This is a genomic window from Salinicoccus siamensis (genome assembly GCF_042429615.1).
In the GTDB taxonomy this organism is placed as follows: domain Bacteria; phylum Bacillota; class Bacilli; order Staphylococcales; family Salinicoccaceae; genus Salinicoccus; species Salinicoccus siamensis.
Window position 1 is genome coordinate 67,930 of record NZ_JBHMAH010000001.1, and the last position, 19,501, is coordinate 87,430.

Sequence of the window (19,501 nt, forward strand, 5' to 3'; positions counted from 1 at the left end):
CCCAGGCTGCAGCCTGGGATTTTTTTCTGCCCTCGGGTAAGATAGCAGACTTGTTCTACAACAAATGGGATGCAAAATAAGGTATAATGATATATCAGAAATAAGGGTTGCCGACCAAGGCAAAAAATGGGAATGGTATTATTATGGAAATGGAAAAGACTCTAAAGCAATATTTTGGATTTGAAAACTTCAGGCCTAAGCAAAGGGAAATCATAGAATCTGTAATGCATGGAAACAATACCCTTGGAGTGCTTCCGACCGGCTCAGGAAAATCGATTACTTTCCAGGTGCCGGGATTGAAGCTCGAAGGTTTGACGTTGGTCATCTCCCCGTTGATATCTCTTATGCAGGATCAGGTGGAAGCGTTGAATAGGCAAGGTATTCCAGCCGCCTATCTGAATTCCACCTTGAAAAGACAGGAAGTGGAGCATATAAATGCGGGCCTTGAAGCAGGCGCCTATCAATTTCTATATGTGGCTCCTGAGCGTTTTAATAATGAAGCGTTCAAGCAGATGATTACACGCATGAATGTGTCCCTTGTCGCTTTCGATGAAGCGCACTGCATATCCAAATGGGGCCATGACTTCAGACCGAGCTACCAAAACATCATACCCGTATTGAAATCATTGATACCAGATGCTGTAACGATGGGGTTGACCGCCACTGCAACAGAAGAAGTACAAACTAATATAATGGAATTGTTGGACATTGCTCCGCAGAATGTCTATACGACAAGTGTGGCCCGCAATAATCTGCAACTCAGTGTCAATCCGACCTACCAGCGGGAGCAATTCATCCGTACCTATGTCGAGGCGCATAGTGGTGAGTCGGGTATCATCTATGCAGCAACACGTGCAGAGGTGGAGAAGTTGTCTGGCCATCTCAAAGAATATGGCATCGATAACATCATCTATCACGGTGGACTTGCAAAAGATGAAAGAAACCGCAATCAGCAGCGGTTCATAGATGGGGAAGTGGATTTGGCGGTGGCGACGAACGCCTTCGGCATGGGAATCGATAAACCCGACATACGGTTCATCATCCATCATAATCTGCCTGGCGATCTTGAGAGCTATTACCAGGAGATTGGACGTGCGGGAAGGGACGGGGCAGCGAGTGAGTGTATACTGCTGTCAAGCCCGCGGGATATCGGTCTGCACCAATTCTTCATAGACCGTTCCAACTCGACGGATCAGTATAAAGATCACATGAGGGCTAAGCTTGACCGCATGATTCAATATAATCGCACAAGCAAATGTCTGAGCAGCTTCATCATCAAATATTTTAATGAAGATGAATATGTGGTCGAGTGTGGCCAATGTTCAAACTGCAGGGAGAAGGGGCGCACATATGACATGACAGCTGAAGCCAAGCTTGTCATGCAGGCTGTGTCACAAAATGCTGTGAGGATGACTAAAGAACAGACCATACAAGTGTTGAGAGGGGAAATGGCAGAAAACGTGATTGCCTTCCAGCTAGATGAATCAGCTGCTTTCGGTACCATGGCGCACTATTTGACGAGTGAGCTCAATCATATATTGGAAGAGCTCATCTACAGGGGCTATCTCCATATGGAGGCAGGTGGACTCGAACTCGCTGAGAGGAGCAAGGTAGTCCTGGAAGGCGAACGCACCCTCTACACCATGCCTTTCAGGAAACACTTCAATGAAAAAGTCGATATCAGTACCACATCTTCGCCGAATGAAATTCTTTTTGCCAAGCTTGCAGAAACGAGGTATCATCTTGCTGAAAAGCATGGCGTCCGGGAAGAAGACATATTTACGGATAATATACTGCGGGAGTTTGCCAAAAAAACGCCACAGTCCAAGCAGGACATGGTAAATATACATCGTGTGGGCAATTACAAGCTCAAGCACTACTGCCCCGATTTTCTTGAAACAATCAACAGCTATAAACGCCAGATGCAAGAGGCGAAATAAATAAGCCGGCCCATTGGCCGGCTGTTTCTTGTCATATTTTAGAATGTTTCGGCGGTCTGTTCTTCATGAACATGTAGTAGCTTGCCCCGAAGATGATGATGTAGCCGACTATGGAGAGCATATCCGGCACCTCTTTGAAGAAGATGATGCTGAAGATTGCAGTATACAGGATAGTGGAATAGAAGAAAATCGAAATTTCACGTGCCGGGGCATAACTATAGGCGATGGTAAGACCAAATTGGCCAAGCGCAGCGAATATACCTGCCGATACGAGCAGCCAAAACTGCACAGTGGTCATTGGTTCAAAATTCCATATGAAGAACGGGAGCAGGGCGACCGAAGAAAAGAATGAAAAATAAAATACTACAGTGTAGAATTTTTCCCGGCTGCCAAGGACACGAAGAACAGTATAGGCTCCTGCAGCAGATAGAGCACCGAGCACAGCAATCAGAGCATATACCGTCTCGCTTGAGAGGGAAGGCTTGATTATAAAAACAGCTCCAGCAAAAGCGATGATGATGGAGGTCATCTGATATCTGCGTATATATTCCTTCAGGAAGATCGCACAGAGAATGATGGTGAAGAACGGACTCAGCTTGTTGAGTATATCCGCATCACTAAGCACCATCTTATCGATGGCAAAGAAGTTCAGCAGAACTCCAAGCAGTCCAAACGACGATCTGAGGAGCAGAAGCCCCTGGTTCCTCCCATGACCAAAAAGTCTTTCTTTGTAGTACAATGCAAAGGGCAAGGCGACGAGCATCGCCACAAAGTTTCTGAAAAATGCTTTTTGGGCAGTAGGCAAGTCACCGCTATATTTTACAAAAAGAGCCATCAGACTGAATCCAAGTGAAGAAATAAGCAAGGCAATGATGCCTTTTACGGTATTGTTCATTATTATGCCAACTCCATCTTTATATTTTATTTCAAGGTTTTACATTCTGGAATTTTACACAAAAAAATTTAGAAGAATTTCCGATATAGTATAACATACTTATGGTGCACCTTTGGAGTTGTCAAGGTGATATTATGCGCAATGAAATTCCTTTTAATGCCATTGTAAATTAAATGCCAATATGGCATCATAGGATATGTCATACGTATATATTGTGTACCGAATAATACTAAGACACAATATATAGTGTTTAACTTAAACACTAAACGTGTAAAATTATAATGATGCAGGATGGATGAAGACGAACTCCAGTTCGTCCGCTCCGTTTTTACGATAGCATGGAAAAGGAGGGGTGGCATGATCATTGCATTCTATTCGATGACTGGAAACGTCAGACGCTTCATCAACGGTTCTGGAATTGCTGAAGACTATGATACTTATGAGATACGTGCTTCAAACAAAGATGAACGCATACATGAGCCATTTATATTGGTAACCAGCACCTATGGTTTCGGGGGAGTGCCGAACGAGGTGAAAGCCTTCCTTGAAGTCAACAACGACCTTATGATGGCAGTCGCATCCAGCGGCAACCGCAACTGGGGCGAGAATTTTGCGCGTGCAGGTGAAGATATAAGTGAAAATTACAATGTTCCATTGCTGATGAAGTTTGAACTGCACGGAACCCAAAAAGATAGGGAAGAATTCTTTGGAAAGGCAGGAGCTATATATGAAAGTTATGGACGATCAGAAATTCAATCATATTGAGTTGAACAACGAAGTGACGAAGCGCGATGAAACGGGCTTTTACCAATTGTATAAGGACCAGGAAGCACTTGAAGTGTTCATGGAGGAAGTGAAGGCTAACACCATTCATTTCGATTCTGAATTGGAACGGATGCATTATTTGGTGGACAATGACTTCTACTACGATCTGTTCCAGGAGTACACAGATGAAGATGTACTTGAAATCGTAGCATACGCAGACAGTGTTCCATTCAAGTTTAAAAGCTATATGGCTGCCAGCAAGTTTTTCAAAGACTATACAATGAAGACAAATGATAAAAAATATTATCTTGAAGATTATAAACAGCATGTGGTAATCGTCAGCCTCTACTTGGCTAAAGGAGATAAGGAGCGTGCGAAACGTTTCATCCTCTCGATGATCGAACAGCGCTATCAACCGGCAACGCCGACCTTCCTGAACGCAGGCCGGGCCAGACGCGGAGAAATGGTTTCTTGTTTCCTGCTTGAAGTCGACGATAGCCTGAACTCAATCAACTATATCGATTCAACGGCAAAACAGTTATCTAAAATAGGGGGCGGGGTTGCGATCAACCTTTCCAAACTTCGGGCACGCGGCGAAGCGATCAAAGGCATCGAAGGCGTCGCTAAAGGGGTGCTCCCTGTAGCTAAATCACTGGAGAATGGGTTTGGCTATGCAGATCAGCTGGGACAAAGACCTGGGGCCGGTGCCGTCTATCTCAATATCTTCCATTATGATCTTCCTGAATTCCTGGACACGAAAAAAGTGAACGCTGATGAAGATCTGCGTTTGGCTACGATTTCAACAGGCCTTGTAATCCCATCCAAGTTCTTTGATCTTGCTAAGGATAACCAGCCGTTCTATCTGTTCGCGCCTCATACGGTAGAACGTGAATACGGTCAATCACTGGACGACATGAACCTTGATGAGATGTATGAGGATCTGGTGGCTAATGACAACGTCAAAAAACGCAAACTGGATGCCCGCGACATGCTCAATACAATCGCACAGACACAACTCCAGTCGGGTTATCCATATATCATGTTTAAAGATAACGCCAACAAAGTGCACCCGCTTAAGGATATCGGACAGATAAAAATCAGTAACCTATGCACTGAGATTTTCCAGCTGCAGGAAACGTCTACAATCAATGATTATGGTACAGATGATGAGATCCGCAGAGATATTTCATGTAACTTAGGTTCCTTGAACATCGCGAATGTGATGGAGTCCGGAAAAGTACGGGAATCAGTCCATGATGGCATTGAAGCACTGACTGTAGTGAGTGACTCTACGGCCATCGCCAATGCGCCAGGTGTCAAAAAGGCGAATGACGAATTGCATTCCGTTGGTCTTGGAGCAATGAACCTACATGGCTACCTCGCTAAAAACAAGATCAATTATGAGTCTGCGGAAGCAAGGGATTTTGCGAATGTCTTCTTCATGCTGCTTAACTTCTATTCCCTCGAAAAATCAATGATGATTGCGAAGGAACGCAAAAAGACATTCAAAGGTTTCGAAAAATCCGAGTATGCGAACGGTGCCTATTTCGAACGCTACATCAACGATGTTGTGGAACCTGAATTTGATAAAGTGGCAGAACTTTTCACTGATATCCATATCCCGACGCAACAGGATTGGGCGGCGCTCCGCGATGAGGTTGTAGAACATGGTCTGTTCCATGCCTATCGTCTTGCGATTGCCCCGACCCAGAGCATTTCATATGTCCAGAATGCAACGAGCTCAGTCATGCCGATTGTAGATTCAATCGAGCGCCGTACTTACGGTAATTCTGAAACATTCTACCCAATGCCATTCCTGTCTCCGGAAACCATGTGGTACTACAAGAGTGCATTCAATACCGACCAGATGAAGCTGATTGACATGATTGCTACAATCCAGCAGCATATCGACCAGGGCATCAGTACGATCCTATATGTAAACTCAGACATCTCGACTAGAGAATTGGCCAGACTTTATATATATGCACACCACAAAGGATTGAAATCCCTGTACTACACAAGGAATAAACTGCTCAGTGTCGAAGAGTGCACCAGCTGTTCAATATAAGAGAGCAAGGATAAAGGAGTCATTAAAATGATTGCAGTTAACTGGAACAAAGAAGATGACATGACCAATGTGTTTTGGCGGCAAAATATATCCCAGATGTGGGTGGAGTCGGAGTTTAAAGTCTCAAAAGATTTGGCTTCATGGGCAGGAATGTCGGAAGATGAAAAGGATACCTTCAAAAAAGTATTGGCGGGACTGACCGGCCTCGATACCCATCAGGCCGATGATGGCATGCCGCTCATCATGCTCCATACTGATGACCTCCGCAAAAAAGCGGTGTACTCTTTCATGGGCATGATGGAGCAGATTCATGCGAAATCCTATTCCCATATATTTTCGACGCTGCTCCCTTCCAAAGAGACCAATGTGCTCCTCGATGAATGGGTGCTTGAGAATGAACATCTTAAATTCAAGGCAGCTAAAATAGTGGGATACTACCATAAATTATTCAACAGCGAAGCATCTGTATACGATCAGTATATGGCGCGCGTCGCGAGCGTATTCCTGGAATCGTTCCTATTCTATTCCGGCTTCTATTATCCATTGTATCTCGCCGGACAGGGACGTATGACGACAAGTGGGGAAATCATCAGGAAGATCCTGCTGGATGAATCCATCCACGGCGTCTTCACTGGCCTGGATGCCCAATCCATGAAAGGGGATATGTCTGCAGAAGAGCAGGAGCGTGCCGATAAAGAGATGTACGAAATGCTCAAAGAACTTTATGCAAACGAAGAAGCCTATACAAAAGCCCTGTACGATAAGATCGGCCTGACTGAAGATGTGCTGAATTATATCCAATATAATGCCAATAAGGCACTCGCCAATCTAGGGTTCGAACCCTACTTCGAAGAGAAGGCTTTCAACCCGATTATAGAGAACGCACTGGATACCACGACCAAAAACCATGACTTCTTCAGTGTCAAGGGTGATGGTTATGTGATTGCGCTTAATGTTGAGCCAATCCAGGATGAAGACTTCATATTTGATGATGTGAAATAGAAGTATCCTAAATAAGGTTGAAATGATCCATAAGAAAGCGGCCCGGAGATTCCAATAGATCTCCGGGCCGCCTTTTTGTTTAATCGAGGAAGTCGTGAAGCCGGAATATCTAGTCTTCCGGCTTCTCCTTGACCTCCTCACCGTTTTTCCCTTCATATCTCAAGCCCCATCCTGTTATTGCCGCGAAAAGCATAATGAGGAAAAGGAACCATCCTTGGAATACAAATGGGAACACTGCTGTCGGCTCAACAATAGGCAACCAATCATATGACTGGTTCTTTATCGTCTGTATCGTTGACCACCCCAATAGGACGGGTGCGCCCCACGGGAAGATATACCCTAAAGCTGAAGTCACAGCATCCAGCATATTCGCCCTGCGGTAACGGTGGATCTTATACTTCTCACCAATCTCCCTTACGAATGGGGCAGCAGCAATTTCTGCAGCAGTATTGATCGTTATTGAACTGTTCAGTATGGAAACGATCGCCCAGATGGAAAGTTCTGCTTTACGGACGGAATTCTTGATCCATTTGACCAGACCGTCAGTTATGGCTTCCATTGTTCCACCGAGTCTCATCAAATGCGCTGCACCGACTATAAGCAGGATGAGGATGGCCATGTTAAAATATCCGGTCAACCCGGAAACCAGTGCCCCTTCAACGACTGTGTCCGCCTCTGGGTTGAACCTTAAAATATCTCCAGGTGTTCCAGGTGCTACTGCGAATATCAGTAAGATGGCTGATAAAATGCCCCATGTGAGAGACGTCAGAAGATGTTGGCCGGATAAGGCGAGTATAAGTACGAGAGCGAAAGGTACCAGCATGATCAGGCCGTCCGGTGTGACGGATTCCAATATGGAGGCAGTTGAGACTTGTTCAGATGTAGAAGAACCTCCGCCTCCAAATATGGCAAATAATATGACGGCAGGAATCGCTGCAGCAATCGAATACTTGAAGCGGCTGCGCACGACCCCTGGTACATCTGCATGCTGCGTAGTTGCAGAAACAATCGTCGTATCGGATACCGGTGCGAGGTTGTCACCGAATACCGCTCCGGCCAGAATGGCCGCGAACATGAAAGTAGGATCGGCCCCGACAGCGACCCCAGCCGGATACATCAGCGTACAGAAGGCAACAGTTGTACCGTATCCGGTACCGACGGCAGTCGAGAAAGTTGCTGCCAATAGAAAAGTGAGTGCGACAAAAAGGCCACCTTCAACACCTGTCACGGACCGATCCACACCAAACCTTCAACAAGGCCCCCGACCTGCAGCACCTGTGCAAACATGCCGGCATAGAACCAGGCCACCATCGCAATCAGGCCTACTGGTTGTGCCAGACCGTCAAACAATCCTTGGGCATAGTCTTCCCATTTGCTTTTGCACAGGAGCAACCCCAATGTCACTCCAATCACGGCTCCCAACACAAGCGCCACTTCTGATGATAATTGCATTACACTGATCGTTATTGCCCATATCACAAAAAACAGTAAAGGGACTGCTGCACCGAATGGTCCCAAACGGAAATCCAGTTTCTTTACAGTCCTTTCTCCAGTTGCACGATCCAATTCTTCGTTATCGGTCAAATTTCTCCCCTCCCCATAATTGAATCGACACCATTACTTAATGTCGATTATCACTATTATTCTAAAATATAATCAGAAAACATATAATATTCAAATAATAATTGGGGTAAAAACGATCCTGTCCTGTAACGTAGCCCCGTAAGATCCTTGCCTTTAATTAAAACAGATAATTCGACTTGACAAAAATTATGTGTATCTTATGATGGTAGTAGAGTTTTTCAACTTAATACAAGCATTCTTTCGGGGTGGGGTGAAATTCCCAACCGGCGGTGAGAGCCCGCGACCTGCATCTATAATTGATGTGGCTGATTCAGTGGAAACCTGAAGCCGACAGTGAAAGTCTGGATGGGAGAAAGAAATGTGGAACATACTGATTAAAGTATGCTTATTTGGCATACCTTAAAATGAGGCATCGATTACGCGTGTCAGCAAACGTGCGCATATCCGGATGTCTGTTTCTGCATACAATCCTTTAAGCGCCGATGAATCTATTCATCGGCGCTTTTATATTGAGGAGGTAGAAATTGAATCATTATATGAAAATGGCACTACAACTTGCCCAAATGACCTCAGGCCAGACTGGAACCAATCCGGCTGTCGGTGCAGTGATAGTGAAGGATGGAAAAATAATCGGCATGGGAGCCCATTTGGGATATGGCGAACCTCATGCTGAACGTCAGGCGCTGGCAACATGCAATACAGACCCTGCAGGTTCAGACATGTATGTAACGCTTGAACCGTGTTCACATCATGGTAAAACTCCGCCTTGTACAGAGGCGATAATTGCGGCAGGCATAAAAAAAGTGTACTATGCCGCGAAGGATGAGAATGTGAAGGTAAGAGGGCATGAAGTATTGAGCGCGGCCGGTGTCCAAGTCGCACATCAACAGGAAGCTGAGATAGACCGCTTCTACCATCCTTTCTTTACACATTTGAAAAGGAAGTCTCCCATAATCACATTGAAATGCGCCATGAGTCTGGACGGTAAGCTTGCCCTCTGTGATGGCACAAGCAAATGGATAACGGGAGAGTCTGCGAGGTATAATGTCCATGAAGAAAGGCATGTCCACGACGGCATACTGGTCGGCGGCACGACCCTGCTCCGGGATAACCCACGCCTCACTGCCCGGGTGTACGGGGGCGGGAACAGTCCTGTACCGATCATTCTGCTTGGGGATGGGGTGCTGCATGACCATCTGCATATATTCGATCATGATAGCCGGCCGATTATTTTTACGACGAACGAAATGAATATGAAATACAGCGACCGATGTGACCTCAGAGTGGGCGAGAGACCACTCGAAGAAGTGTTGGAAGTGTTGTATGAAGCAGGCATATCAACCCTTTTTGTAGAAGGTGGTGGGAGCATCCTCACTTCTTTTATAGAACAGGAATTATACGACAGGATCATCTTATATATCGCCCCGAAATTGTTTGGTGAATCCGGTCATGGGTTGTATCAATCCCAGATTTCAAAAATGGAAGCTGCTGTGCAGCTAGACCTGGAGAAAGTTGAAAGCCTCGAATCTGATCTTAAATTGACTTATAGAAAGGCTTGAGGATATGTTTACAGGAATAATTGAACAAGTGTGCGAAGTGGAAGAAGTCGAAGATACAGGACAGCATACCCGAATGAGGGTAAAAAAAGGCATGTTTGATGATCTGAAAATCGGCGACTCCATAAGCATTGACGGTGTCTGTCTGACTGTAACCCATCTGGATGATGAATGTTTCACAGTCGAAATGATCAACAAGACCAAAAATATTACAAATCTCGGCCCGATACACCCAGGGAGCATGGTGAATCTGGAGCGGGCATTGACCATGAACACGAGACTTGGCGGACACTTCGTTTCAGGCCATGTTGATGGTGTCGGCAAGGTGATGCATAAAGAAGCCGATGGCAGCGCGGTTAATATGTATATCCAATGTCCTGGGGAGTTGATAAAATATATGACGGACCGGGGTTCTATCGCAATAGACGGCATCAGCCTGACATTATTTGGAGTGCAGCCCGAGCGTTCCGAAATCATCATCAGCCTGATACCTGAAACACAATCCAGTACGACACTTGGAGGCAAGGCGCCTGGTGATGCCGTTAATATAGAGGCAGATATGCTGATGAAGCATGTAGAGCATCTATTATCCTGGGAAACTTTAGAGGCTAGAGGGACGAGGAAAGAGGAGGCACCCCATGTTTGATTCGATTGAAGCGGCTCTACAGGATCTTAAGGACGGAAAACTGATTATCGCAGTAGACGATGAAAACCGGGAGAACGAAGGAGATCTCATCGGTATTGCAGAATTCATCAGCGAAGCTGAAGTGAATTTCATGGCCACTCACGGCCGCGGACTGATATGTGCGCCGATTTCAGCCGACATTGCTGAGGAGGCAGGACTCTCCCTGATGATTGAGGATAGCAGCGATCCTTATAAAACTGCATTTACGGCATCCATCGACCACAAATCATCTACAACTGGCATCAGTGCACATGAACGTTTCAAGACAATCCAGGCCCTGACCGGCAAAACTGTCAATCCAACTGAGTTCAATCAGCCGGGCCATGTCTTTCCGCTCATAGCAAAGGGAGGAGGTGTCCGGGAACGCATGGGACACACCGAGGCCTCCGTGGAACTTGCACGCCTTACAGGCGCCTCCCAAGTCGGGGTCATATGTGAAATCATGAATGAGGATGGCACGATGGCACGCGTTGACGACCTAGTTGAATATAAAGGGAAACATGGCCTCAAGATGATTACAATCGAGGCATTGAGAAAATATGTTGAAAGGAAAAGAGCGGTCACTCTGGAAACAAGCATAAATATGCCAACCGAATACGGTACGTTTAAAGTTTACGGTTTTATCGATAAAGGGACCGGACAGGAACATCTTGCGCTGGTACATGGAGAGGTGGGCAATAAGACCAACGTCAGAATCCATTCGGAATGTCTGACTGGTGATGTTTTCCGCAGCCTTCGCTGTGATTGCGGTGCGCAGCTCGAAAAAGCCATGAATATCATGAGCCGTGAAGATGGTGTCATATTATATATGAGGCAAGAAGGCCGGGGCATTGGTCTGATCAATAAGATGAGGGCCTATGAATTGATAGAAGATGGTTATGATACAGTCAGTGCGAATGAGCATCTTGGCTTCGATGCAGATCTGCGCACATATGATGCAGCTGCAGAAATGCTCCGGCAATTGGGCATCGACCATGTTACCCTGTTCAGCAACAATCCAAGCAAGATCAAGGGGCTTGAGGCTGAAGGGATAAAAGTACAGCACAAAAGCCATATCGTTGAATCGAATCTAATCAATCAGGATTACTTGAAGACCAAAAAAACGAAGCTTGGACATATGCTTTAGGAGGAAATGATAATGAATAAAATAGAAGCCAATATGATAGGGACTGATCTGAAAATCGCGATTGTCGCGGGACGGTTCAATGATTTCATCACTTCCAACCTCGTTACCGGTGCCGAAGGTGCTTTGCTCAGCCATGGCATCAAATCTGAAGACATCGAACTGTTTCATGTGCCGGGGGCTTTCGAAATCCCGCTCATCGCCAAGACCCTGGCCGACTCGGGGAAATATGATGCGATTGTAGCATTGGGATGTATAATCCGAGGGAGCACCACCCATTATGACTATGTGTGCAATGAAGCGGCCAAAGGCATTTCAAACGCTTCTATATCCTCAGGTATACCAGTCATGTTCGGGCTGCTTACTACCGAAACGATTGAGCAGGCAGTGGAGAGGGCCGGCACAAAAGCAGGCAATAAAGGGGCCGACGCAGCACTCGGCGCAATTGAGATGGCTAACTTGATGAAGAAGATAATATAATCATTCCACAGACTTCCTGAATGGACCGATATATTTCAGATAACGTTCATATTTATGGACGCTAAAGCGCTTCTTTCCATGGTACGCTGTAAAATATATACTAAATAAGGAGATGTAGCGAATGAATTTGAAAGTAGGTTTTTTCACGGCCTTAACCTCAGGAGTCCTGTTGCTTTCCGCCTGTGGCGGCGGTGCAGACGACGATCATGGAATGAGCCACGAAAACTCAAGTGGTGATGAAATTAAATCACTGGAAGCCAGTTTGGAAGTGCCTGAAACGGTGGAAGCTGGTGAAACGGCTGAATTTATCGCGCATGTCACGTCCAATGATGAAGATGTGACAGATGCCGACAAGGTTGTGTTTGAAGTCAAAAAAGATGAGGAAAGCATAGAGAAGATTGAAGCTGAACATTCAGAAGCAGGTGCATATATGATTGACTATACCTTCGATGAACCGGGTGACTATGTAGTCATATCACACGTCGACGCCTTCAGTCTCCATACGATGCCGCAAGAGGAAGTGACGGTGGAATAGACCGTCTGAGGTGCCATCCTTCAGTTTGTAAAGCAGCTGTTTAAGGTTTACAATAGAGGTAGCATTTATCTAGATATGGCGCTTTAATCAGGAGGATAAGATGAATTTGAAAGAGAAGACTTATGTAGTGTCGGATGCTGCTACTCCCCTAGGCAGGGAACTGTCGATGCATCTTGCGCAGGAGGGGGCCAACGTCATTTTGGCGGGGGTGGATTACGCTGAGTTGGAAAATCTTTTTGAAGGTCTAAATCAAAGTTCTGAGGGCACGCACAAAGTGGTGTTTTTGGAACAGGCGAAAGAGATAGATTGGGTAGCGACGGTTGAGGAGATCCAACAGGATTACAATACATTGAATGGCATCGTATTGGTTCATAGGATCTTTACGGAGAACCGTTCCGTCTATGATGTATCATTCGACGAATTCAACCAGGTAATGTATGAACATGTATGGGGGACTTATCTCGGCATACGTACATTACGGCCGATGCTGAAGGATGAGAGTGATGCGAAGATCATCAATGTGATTGAACCGTCATTTGAAGATGTCTTCGAAAGGAACCTCTACTACACAGTTACAGGCGCAATCGAGGCATTGACACATTCTACCGCTGCCGAACTGCGGAGGGAAGATGTGGATGTGTACGCCTTAAGCTACAGGCCTTCCATCCGCTATGAAGAATCAGGGGGGCGCTCTTATCACGAAGCGCTCAGCACAATAATGGCCATCCTATACGGGGAAGAGAACATGCCGAATGGAGAAACCATTATAATCAATTAAACAACTGGATACCATCTGATGCCAATCGGGTGGTTTTTTTATTATATTGGATTTTGAATGCTTGAAATTGGAGCATTGACGTGTATAATTGAACATGTGGTTATCGCTGATAATCATTATCAATTAAGGTGGATTAAAATGATATATAAACTGTTCAGGCTAGACATCATGATCATATTATTGATAGTACTTTCGATTGTCTCGATGTTTGTCGGGGTGGTTGAACTTTCTCCGGGAGATCTATTTAATTTGACGGAGAACCAGAAGAATATCATTATGGAAAGCCGCTTGCCGAGAACAGTTGCGATTATCATTTCCGGTGCATCACTCAGTGTTTCCGGCCTGATTATGCAGCAATTGACACGCAATAAGTTCGTCTCTCCAACGACGGCTGGTACTATGGACTGGGCACGTCTCGGTATATTATTGGCCCTCATGTTCTTTCCGACTGCCAGTCTGCTCGTCAAACTGATTTTCGCGTCGGCACTCAGTCTTTTGGGGACGATGCTTTTTATGCAGATTATTCAACGGGTCCAATTTAAAGATGTGGTATTCGTTCCATTAATTGGTCTGATGTTGGGTAACGTTGTTGCCAGTGTAGCGACATTCCTGAGCCTGAGGACGAATTCGATTCAGTCATTATCTAGTTGGCTGCAAGGTGATTTTTCCATAATCATTTCTGGACGATACGAAGTATTATACATAAGCATTCCTTTTCTCATCATTGCATTGTATTATGCGAATCAATTTACAATTGCGGGGATGGGTCGCGACTTTTCAAAAAACCTGGGACTCAATTATCAACGCGTGATGAATATTGGGTTGCTTATCACTGCTGTAATTACAGCATTAGTGGTGGTCACAGTGGGCATGTTACCATTTCTTGGTCTGATTATCCCGAACATCATTTCACTATTCCGGGGTGATCACCTGAAGAACACAATTTTTCTGACTGCTGTGCTTGGTGCCGTTTTTGTCATGATCTGTGACATCCTTGGACGCATCATCATCTTCCCGTATGAAATTTCCATCGGCTTGATGATTGGTGTCATAGGAAGCTTCATCTTCCTGATTATGGTCTTCAGGAGGGTGAGATCCAATGCATGATAAGAAGAACAACAGGCGACTCATCATTTTTGCAGCTGCAGCACTCATCATTGCAGGGCTCTACACATTCTATCAGTTGAACTTCGATATACTCTATTATCAGTTGCCGTCACGTCTAAACCGTGTGGCTACTATGATCATTGTGGGCGTAGCGATTGCCCTGTCAACCGTGATCTTTCAGACCATAACCAAAAACCGTATTTTGACTCCATCAATAATGGGGCTCGATTCCGTCTATCTATTTATACAGACGGTAATAGTATTTGTTGCAGGCGCACGCTCTCCTCTGATTACGAACGACAATGTGAATTATCTGGTCAGCATGATCGGGTTGGTAATCTTTACTGTATTCGTCTTCAGGTACCTGTTCAAGATGACAGGGAACCATGTATTCCTGCTGCTGCTGATCGGCATCATTCTGGGTACATTCTTCAGCAGCCTGTCGACATTCATGCAGATGCTCATCAATCCGGATGACTTCCTCGTACTGCAGAGCTCAATGTTTGCCTCATTCAATGCAATCAATGAACAGCTGCTCTGGATTACCGGTGGCATCGTGCTGATTATGCTTCTTATAGTACTGAAGGACTTCCATTCACTTGATGTCATCACATTAGGCCGGGATCATGCAATAAACCTGGGTGTCAACTATGATAGGAAGGTGTCCCAGCTGCTTCTCATCATTGCGGTGTTGGTCTCGGTATCTACCGCGCTGGTTGGTCCTATAATGTTCCTCGGTTTGCTTGTCGTAAACTTGGCCCACGAGGTGTTCAAGACATATAAACACCGTTACCTGCTTATCGGCAGTTCACTCATTGCAGTGATTACACTGCTGGTCGGACAGATTTTGACACAGTATGTATTCAACCAGGCAGTCGAAATCAGCGTAATCATAAATCTTGTAGGTGGCGTATACTTCATCATATTAATGCTTAAGGAGAGTCGAAGATGATCGATCTTAAAGGTATTTCCAAATTCTATGGCCAGAAAAAAGTAGTCAACGACGTATCCGTTTCAATTGCCAAGGGTAAGGTGACCTCTTTCATTGGCCCGAACGGTGCAGGTAAGAGTACAGTATTGTCCATGGTCACACGTCTTTTGAACCATGATAGTGGAGAAGTTCTCCTGGAAGGTAAAAACATACTCAATGCTCCAAGCGATGCCCTAGCCAAGAAGATTGCGATCCTAAAGCAGTCCAATAATATGGATCTGAAGATTACTGTCAGGGAACTGATCTCTTTCGGTCGTTTCCCTTATTCAAAAGGTCGTCTTACGCAAAAAGATAATGAAATCATAGATGAAGCCATCAGCTATATGGAATTGGAAGAGTTTGAAGACCGTTATATCGACGAACTGTCAGGTGGGCAGAGGCAACGTGTCTATATAGCCATGACAATCGCCCAGGATACAGAATATATTTTCCTGGACGAGCCCCTTAACAACCTTGATATGAAGCATTCTGTGCAGATAATGCAGATTTTAAGGCGTCTCGTGCGTGAACGCAACAAAACAATTATTATAGTGATACATGATATAAATTTTGCTTCATGCTATTCAGATAACATTGTTGCAATGAAAGATGGCAAAATCGCAGTCAGTGGCAAAAAAGATGATGTCATCAGAAAAGAGGTTCTAGAAGACATCTATGAGATGGATATCAATATAGAATGCATCTATGGACAGCAGATATGCGTCTATTTCGATGAGCATGAGAATGCAACTGTAGATGATTTCATCGAGGACCAGGCACGTGCCTAATACGAACATAGACATTAAGGGAGGTGATGGGTTCTTACCGGATATATGGATGTTTTTAGTGGGGGCTAAAGACACATAGGAAAGAGGAATGGAAATGAAGAAATTTTATTTATTGCTAGCGATCATGATGATCATGATCCTTGCCGCTTGCGGCAATACTGAAGGAACATCGGAAGAAGAAGCAGCCGAAGGTTCAAGTTCAGATAAGGAAACAGTTGAGGTCAAGAATAATTATATGATTTCTGACGAGTCTTCCGATGACGAAGAAGCGAGTGAGGAAGTTTCCGAAACGGTTGAAGTGACGAAAAACCCAGAAAGTGTAGCTGTATTCGATTATGGTGCACTCTCTACAATCGATGAGCTCGGAGAAGCCGATAGTGTAGTCGGCCTACCTAAAGGTGAAGGAACAAGTACCATACCAGATCAACTCGATAAATTTTCTGATGATAAATACGAGAATCTGGGTACTCTGAAAGATCCGAACTTTGAAAAGATCGCAGAACTTCAACCTGAAGTAATTCTTATTTCAGGTCGTCAGGCGACTTCTCAGATGGTAAGCGAATTTGAAAAAGCGGCACCGGATGCTAAAATTCTATATGTTTCTCCATCCAGTGAGAACTACTTCGATGATATCCGTCATTATACAGAAATGCTCGGCAAGATCTATGATAAATCTTCTGAAGCAGAAGCACTTATAGAAGACTTTGATGCAAAAATTGAAGAAGTCAAAGAAAAAGCTGAAAATGCTGATGAATCGATGATGTTCGTTATGGCTAATGAAGGAGAACTTTCAGTATTTGGTCCTGGAGGACGCTATGGTTTCCTATACGACAATCTTGGCATCAAACCATCAGATGATGAGACTGCCGATAAAGGACATGGACAAGCAATAAGCTATGAATATATTAATGATAAGAACCCAGACATCATTTTGGCGTTGGATAGAGGAAGTGCCATAGGTGGAGAATCTTCATCTGGCGACGTATTGGATAATTCAGTCATGCAGAACGTGGATGCGATTGAAAATGACAAGGTCGTAGAGCTTGATGCGAAACTTTGGTATCTTGCTTCAGGTGGCGTAATGACGACCATCGGCCAGCTAGAAGAAGTAGAACAAGCTTTGGAATAATAAAAAAAGACCCTTAGGGTCTTTTTTTATTGTTCATAGCGTTTGGATTGTCTGTAGACAGGTTCGCCGATAATCCGGACTTCCCGGTTCAACCAGACACCGAATTCACTGAAGACTTTGTCTTGTACATGTTGTATCAGTTCTTCATAGTCACTGGCAGAGCCGCTGTCGACGTTGACCATGAAGCCAGCATGTTTCTTTGAAACTTCCACGCCACCGATGCGATAGCCCTGAAGACCGGCATCTTGGATAAGTTTACCAGCAAAATTCCCCGGTGGTCTTTGAAAGACACTACCGCAGGAGGGATACTCCAAGGGTTGCCTCCGTTCCCGCCGTTCCGTAAGATCATCCATGACAGCTTGTATATCATCCTTGTTTCCCGAGCTCAAGGCAAACTTAGCCTCCACCACTACATAACCATTTTCCTGCACCACACTTTTCCTATAACCGAGTCCAAGTTCGCCATTTTTAAGGACGATCTTTTTACCAGACTCATCAAGGACAGTAACTTCCAACAGACAATCTTTCACTTCTCCGCCATATGCTCCGGCATTCATATAGACAGCACCACCGACACTACCTGGAATACCGCATGCAAACTCGAGGCCTGACAGCGAATAGTCCCTGGCAAAGTTTGAAGCATCGATGATGGCGCGACCGCTGCCGATCGTCAAAACATCCGCATCGACTTCTATATGGTCCAACTTAAGCATATTGAGAACAATGCCTCTGATGCCGCCATCACGGATGATGATATTTGAACCATTGCCTAAATAGGTAACCGGGATACCATTATTGTAGCTGTATTCAAGAACGCGGGAAGCTTCCTCAAAATCATATACTGTGACATAGAAATCTGCTACTCCGCCAGTCTCGGTATATGTATATTTTTTTAGGGGCACATCAGTTTTAAACGTACCTTTGACAAGTAAAGCACTTAAATTTTCTGCAATTTTTTTGTAATCCACCTTAATATGTCCTTTCAAGAGAAAATACCTACATAATATTATAATGTAATGGCTCACACATTGCCAATGGAATTGGCGGGCGCTTCCATTATGTGCTATATTTTATTTGTTGTGCGAGCTTAAGAATCCATAATTATAGGAAAGTGTGGCCTCCATGCATATGAAAAAAGGTATCATAGGCATAATCTTCATGGCTTTATTCCTGTTGGCGAGCGGTTGCGACAGAGGATTTCAAGCAAATTATGACGAGTATATGGGTGATATGAGTACCATCCATGAATTAGACGAAGAATTTAACGAAAAAATAAATCAGATTGACCTTGAAGCCTTGGTTGAAGAAACATCAGCAAGGGACCCGGAGGTTGATTTGGACAAACTCTCTTCCCTCAATGACATGCTCAGTGAAGAAGTGGAACCGCTCATTGAAGAGATGAACACGGAAATGGAGCAAGTCGAAGTGGTAGAAGAGGATTTACGGGAGATTCATGAAACCTACAAAGAGAGTTTGGAATTGAAAGGGAAATTTGTTGATGAGTTAAATGGATATGTCGAAACATACTATAAATCTGCGCTGTCAAATGAGACATTGATAGAGTTGAGCCAGACGTTCATGGAGAATCAGGAAGAGCGGGATCAGGTGATTGAAGACCTCCGAAAGGGTGAGGAGGGGGGCGAAACTGATGAATTAATCAAACAGATAAATTCAAACAGTGAAGAACTGGATGGAAAATCAGAGCAGCTTAAACAAAATGAACCGCGTGATGATAGGACCACCTACATCAACGAAGTGATATTGCCGCTTGTAGATAGGCACATCCGCTCCCTCAACCAAGTGAACCTCGAAACTGAAATTGCTATGCAGGTGAGGAGTTTGACTCTGGAGATGTATTACGGTTTCGAAAAATATTATCAGGAACGCACGAAGGCCATGGAGTATAACGAGCAACTCCAACAACTTCAGCTCCAGAATATCCTACCTTATAAGAGCACCTACAGTCAGTTGGACGACCAGTACTGGAAAGGTCTGAAGGAAATAGAAGACGGGCTCTAAAAGCCCTTCTTCTATTTCTTATTCTCTTCAGACTGGTTATCATGCATAGGATGGTTCGGATCCTTTTCAATCTTTGA

Annotated in this window: 19 protein-coding genes and 1 riboswitch; of the genes, 15 read left to right on the top strand and 4 right to left on the bottom strand. The window is 44.7% G+C overall.

Annotated features, from left to right (window positions below):
- The first annotated feature begins 149 nt into the window (after positions 1-149).
- Positions 150-1,940 (top strand): DNA helicase RecQ, encoded by a 1,791-nt coding sequence (gene recQ, locus ACFFLE_RS00400; RefSeq protein ID WP_380569230.1) that lies wholly within the window; start codon positions 150-152, stop codon positions 1,938-1,940.
- Positions 1,941-1,971: 31 nt separating this feature from the next.
- Here the strand turns inward: recQ and ACFFLE_RS00405 are convergent, their stop codons facing one another.
- Positions 1,972-2,835, bottom strand: coding sequence for a DMT family transporter (locus ACFFLE_RS00405; protein ID WP_380569190.1), 864 nt, complete (start codon positions 2,833-2,835; stop codon positions 1,972-1,974).
- A gap of 357 nt (positions 2,836-3,192) precedes the next feature.
- On the opposite strand from ACFFLE_RS00405, the gene nrdI reads away from it, so the two are divergent.
- From nrdI to nrdF, 3 genes are read left to right on the top strand one after another with little or no spacing between them, the layout of a single operon-like run.
- Positions 3,193-3,600: a class Ib ribonucleoside-diphosphate reductase assembly flavoprotein NrdI gene (nrdI, locus tag ACFFLE_RS00410; RefSeq protein ID WP_380569192.1), complete on the top strand. Its 408-nt coding sequence runs from the start codon at positions 3,193-3,195 to the stop codon at positions 3,598-3,600.
- Complete coding sequence (gene nrdE, locus ACFFLE_RS00415; protein ID WP_380569195.1) at positions 3,563-5,668, top strand: class 1b ribonucleoside-diphosphate reductase subunit alpha; 2,106 nt, start codon at positions 3,563-3,565, stop codon at positions 5,666-5,668. Before nrdI ends, nrdE begins: the two co-directional genes overlap by 38 nt.
- 27 nt (positions 5,669-5,695) lie before the next feature.
- Entirely contained in the window at positions 5,696-6,670 is a 975-nt protein-coding gene (gene nrdF, locus ACFFLE_RS00420; RefSeq protein ID WP_380569197.1) for a class 1b ribonucleoside-diphosphate reductase subunit beta, read from the top strand.
- Between the two features lie 109 nt (positions 6,671-6,779).
- Here the strand turns inward: nrdF and ACFFLE_RS00425 are convergent, their stop codons facing one another.
- Both ACFFLE_RS00425 and ACFFLE_RS00430 read right to left on the bottom strand, forming a co-directional pair.
- Positions 6,780-7,910 (bottom strand): Na+/H+ antiporter NhaC family protein, encoded by a 1,131-nt coding sequence (locus ACFFLE_RS00425; protein WP_380569200.1) that lies wholly within the window; start codon positions 7,908-7,910, stop codon positions 6,780-6,782.
- Entirely contained in the window at positions 7,895-8,254 is a 360-nt protein-coding gene (locus ACFFLE_RS00430) for a Na+/H+ antiporter NhaC family protein (RefSeq protein ID WP_380569203.1), read from the bottom strand. Before ACFFLE_RS00430 ends, ACFFLE_RS00425 begins: the two co-directional genes overlap by 16 nt.
- 232 nt (positions 8,255-8,486) lie before the next feature.
- A riboswitch (FMN riboswitch) is annotated at positions 8,487-8,615 on the top strand.
- A gap of 163 nt (positions 8,616-8,778) precedes the next feature.
- On the opposite strand from ACFFLE_RS00430, the gene ribD reads away from it, so the two are divergent.
- The 10 genes from ribD to ACFFLE_RS00480 all read left to right on the top strand — a co-directional run bounded on the left by ribD (position 8,779) and on the right by ACFFLE_RS00480 (position 17,405).
- Positions 8,779-9,813: a bifunctional diaminohydroxyphosphoribosylaminopyrimidine deaminase/5-amino-6-(5-phosphoribosylamino)uracil reductase RibD gene (ribD, locus tag ACFFLE_RS00435; RefSeq protein ID WP_380569205.1), complete on the top strand. Its 1,035-nt coding sequence runs from the start codon at positions 8,779-8,781 to the stop codon at positions 9,811-9,813.
- A gap of 4 nt (positions 9,814-9,817) precedes the next feature.
- Positions 9,818-10,456, top strand: coding sequence for a riboflavin synthase (locus tag ACFFLE_RS00440; RefSeq protein ID WP_380569208.1), 639 nt, complete (start codon positions 9,818-9,820; stop codon positions 10,454-10,456).
- Complete coding sequence (ribB, locus tag ACFFLE_RS00445) at positions 10,449-11,621, top strand: 3,4-dihydroxy-2-butanone-4-phosphate synthase (protein ID WP_380569209.1); 1,173 nt, start codon at positions 10,449-10,451, stop codon at positions 11,619-11,621. Before ACFFLE_RS00440 ends, ribB begins: the two co-directional genes overlap by 8 nt.
- Positions 11,622-11,633: 12 nt before the next feature.
- Positions 11,634-12,098 carry a 6,7-dimethyl-8-ribityllumazine synthase gene (gene ribH / locus ACFFLE_RS00450; RefSeq protein ID WP_380569211.1) on the top strand — a complete coding sequence of 155 codons (465 nt, stop codon included), beginning with the start codon at positions 11,634-11,636 and terminating at the stop codon, positions 12,096-12,098.
- Positions 12,099-12,219: 121 nt separating this feature from the next.
- A complete protein-coding gene (locus ACFFLE_RS00455; protein ID WP_380569213.1) occupies positions 12,220-12,633 on the top strand; it encodes a FixH family protein in 414 nt (137 codons plus the stop codon).
- Between the two features lie 100 nt (positions 12,634-12,733).
- Positions 12,734-13,411, top strand: a complete 678-nt coding sequence (locus ACFFLE_RS00460) for an SDR family oxidoreductase (RefSeq protein WP_380569214.1) — start codon at positions 12,734-12,736, stop codon at positions 13,409-13,411.
- Between the two features lie 138 nt (positions 13,412-13,549).
- The gene (locus ACFFLE_RS00465; protein WP_380569216.1) at positions 13,550-14,518 is read left to right on the top strand and encodes an ABC transporter permease; all 969 of its coding nucleotides are present in this window, start codon (positions 13,550-13,552) and stop codon (positions 14,516-14,518) included.
- Entirely contained in the window at positions 14,511-15,470 is a 960-nt protein-coding gene (locus tag ACFFLE_RS00470; RefSeq protein WP_380569218.1) for an iron chelate uptake ABC transporter family permease subunit, read from the top strand. The genes ACFFLE_RS00465 and ACFFLE_RS00470 overlap by 8 nt, the downstream gene beginning before the upstream one ends.
- Positions 15,467-16,276, top strand: a complete 810-nt coding sequence (locus tag ACFFLE_RS00475; protein WP_380569220.1) for an iron ABC transporter ATP-binding protein — start codon at positions 15,467-15,469, stop codon at positions 16,274-16,276. Before ACFFLE_RS00470 ends, ACFFLE_RS00475 begins: the two co-directional genes overlap by 4 nt.
- A 94-nt stretch (positions 16,277-16,370) precedes the next feature.
- Positions 16,371-17,405 carry a siderophore ABC transporter substrate-binding protein gene (locus tag ACFFLE_RS00480; protein WP_380569222.1) on the top strand — a complete coding sequence of 345 codons (1,035 nt, stop codon included), beginning with the start codon at positions 16,371-16,373 and terminating at the stop codon, positions 17,403-17,405.
- A 26-nt stretch (positions 17,406-17,431) separates the two neighbouring features.
- Here the strand turns inward: ACFFLE_RS00480 and murB are convergent, their stop codons facing one another.
- Entirely contained in the window at positions 17,432-18,373 is a 942-nt protein-coding gene (gene murB / locus ACFFLE_RS00485; RefSeq protein WP_380569224.1) for a UDP-N-acetylmuramate dehydrogenase, read from the bottom strand.
- 154 nt (positions 18,374-18,527) lie between these two features.
- Between murB and ACFFLE_RS00490 the strand changes: the two genes are divergently transcribed.
- Positions 18,528-19,424, top strand: a complete 897-nt coding sequence (locus ACFFLE_RS00490; protein WP_380569225.1) for an EMYY motif lipoprotein — start codon at positions 18,528-18,530, stop codon at positions 19,422-19,424.
- Positions 19,425-19,501: the final 77 nt, after the last annotated feature.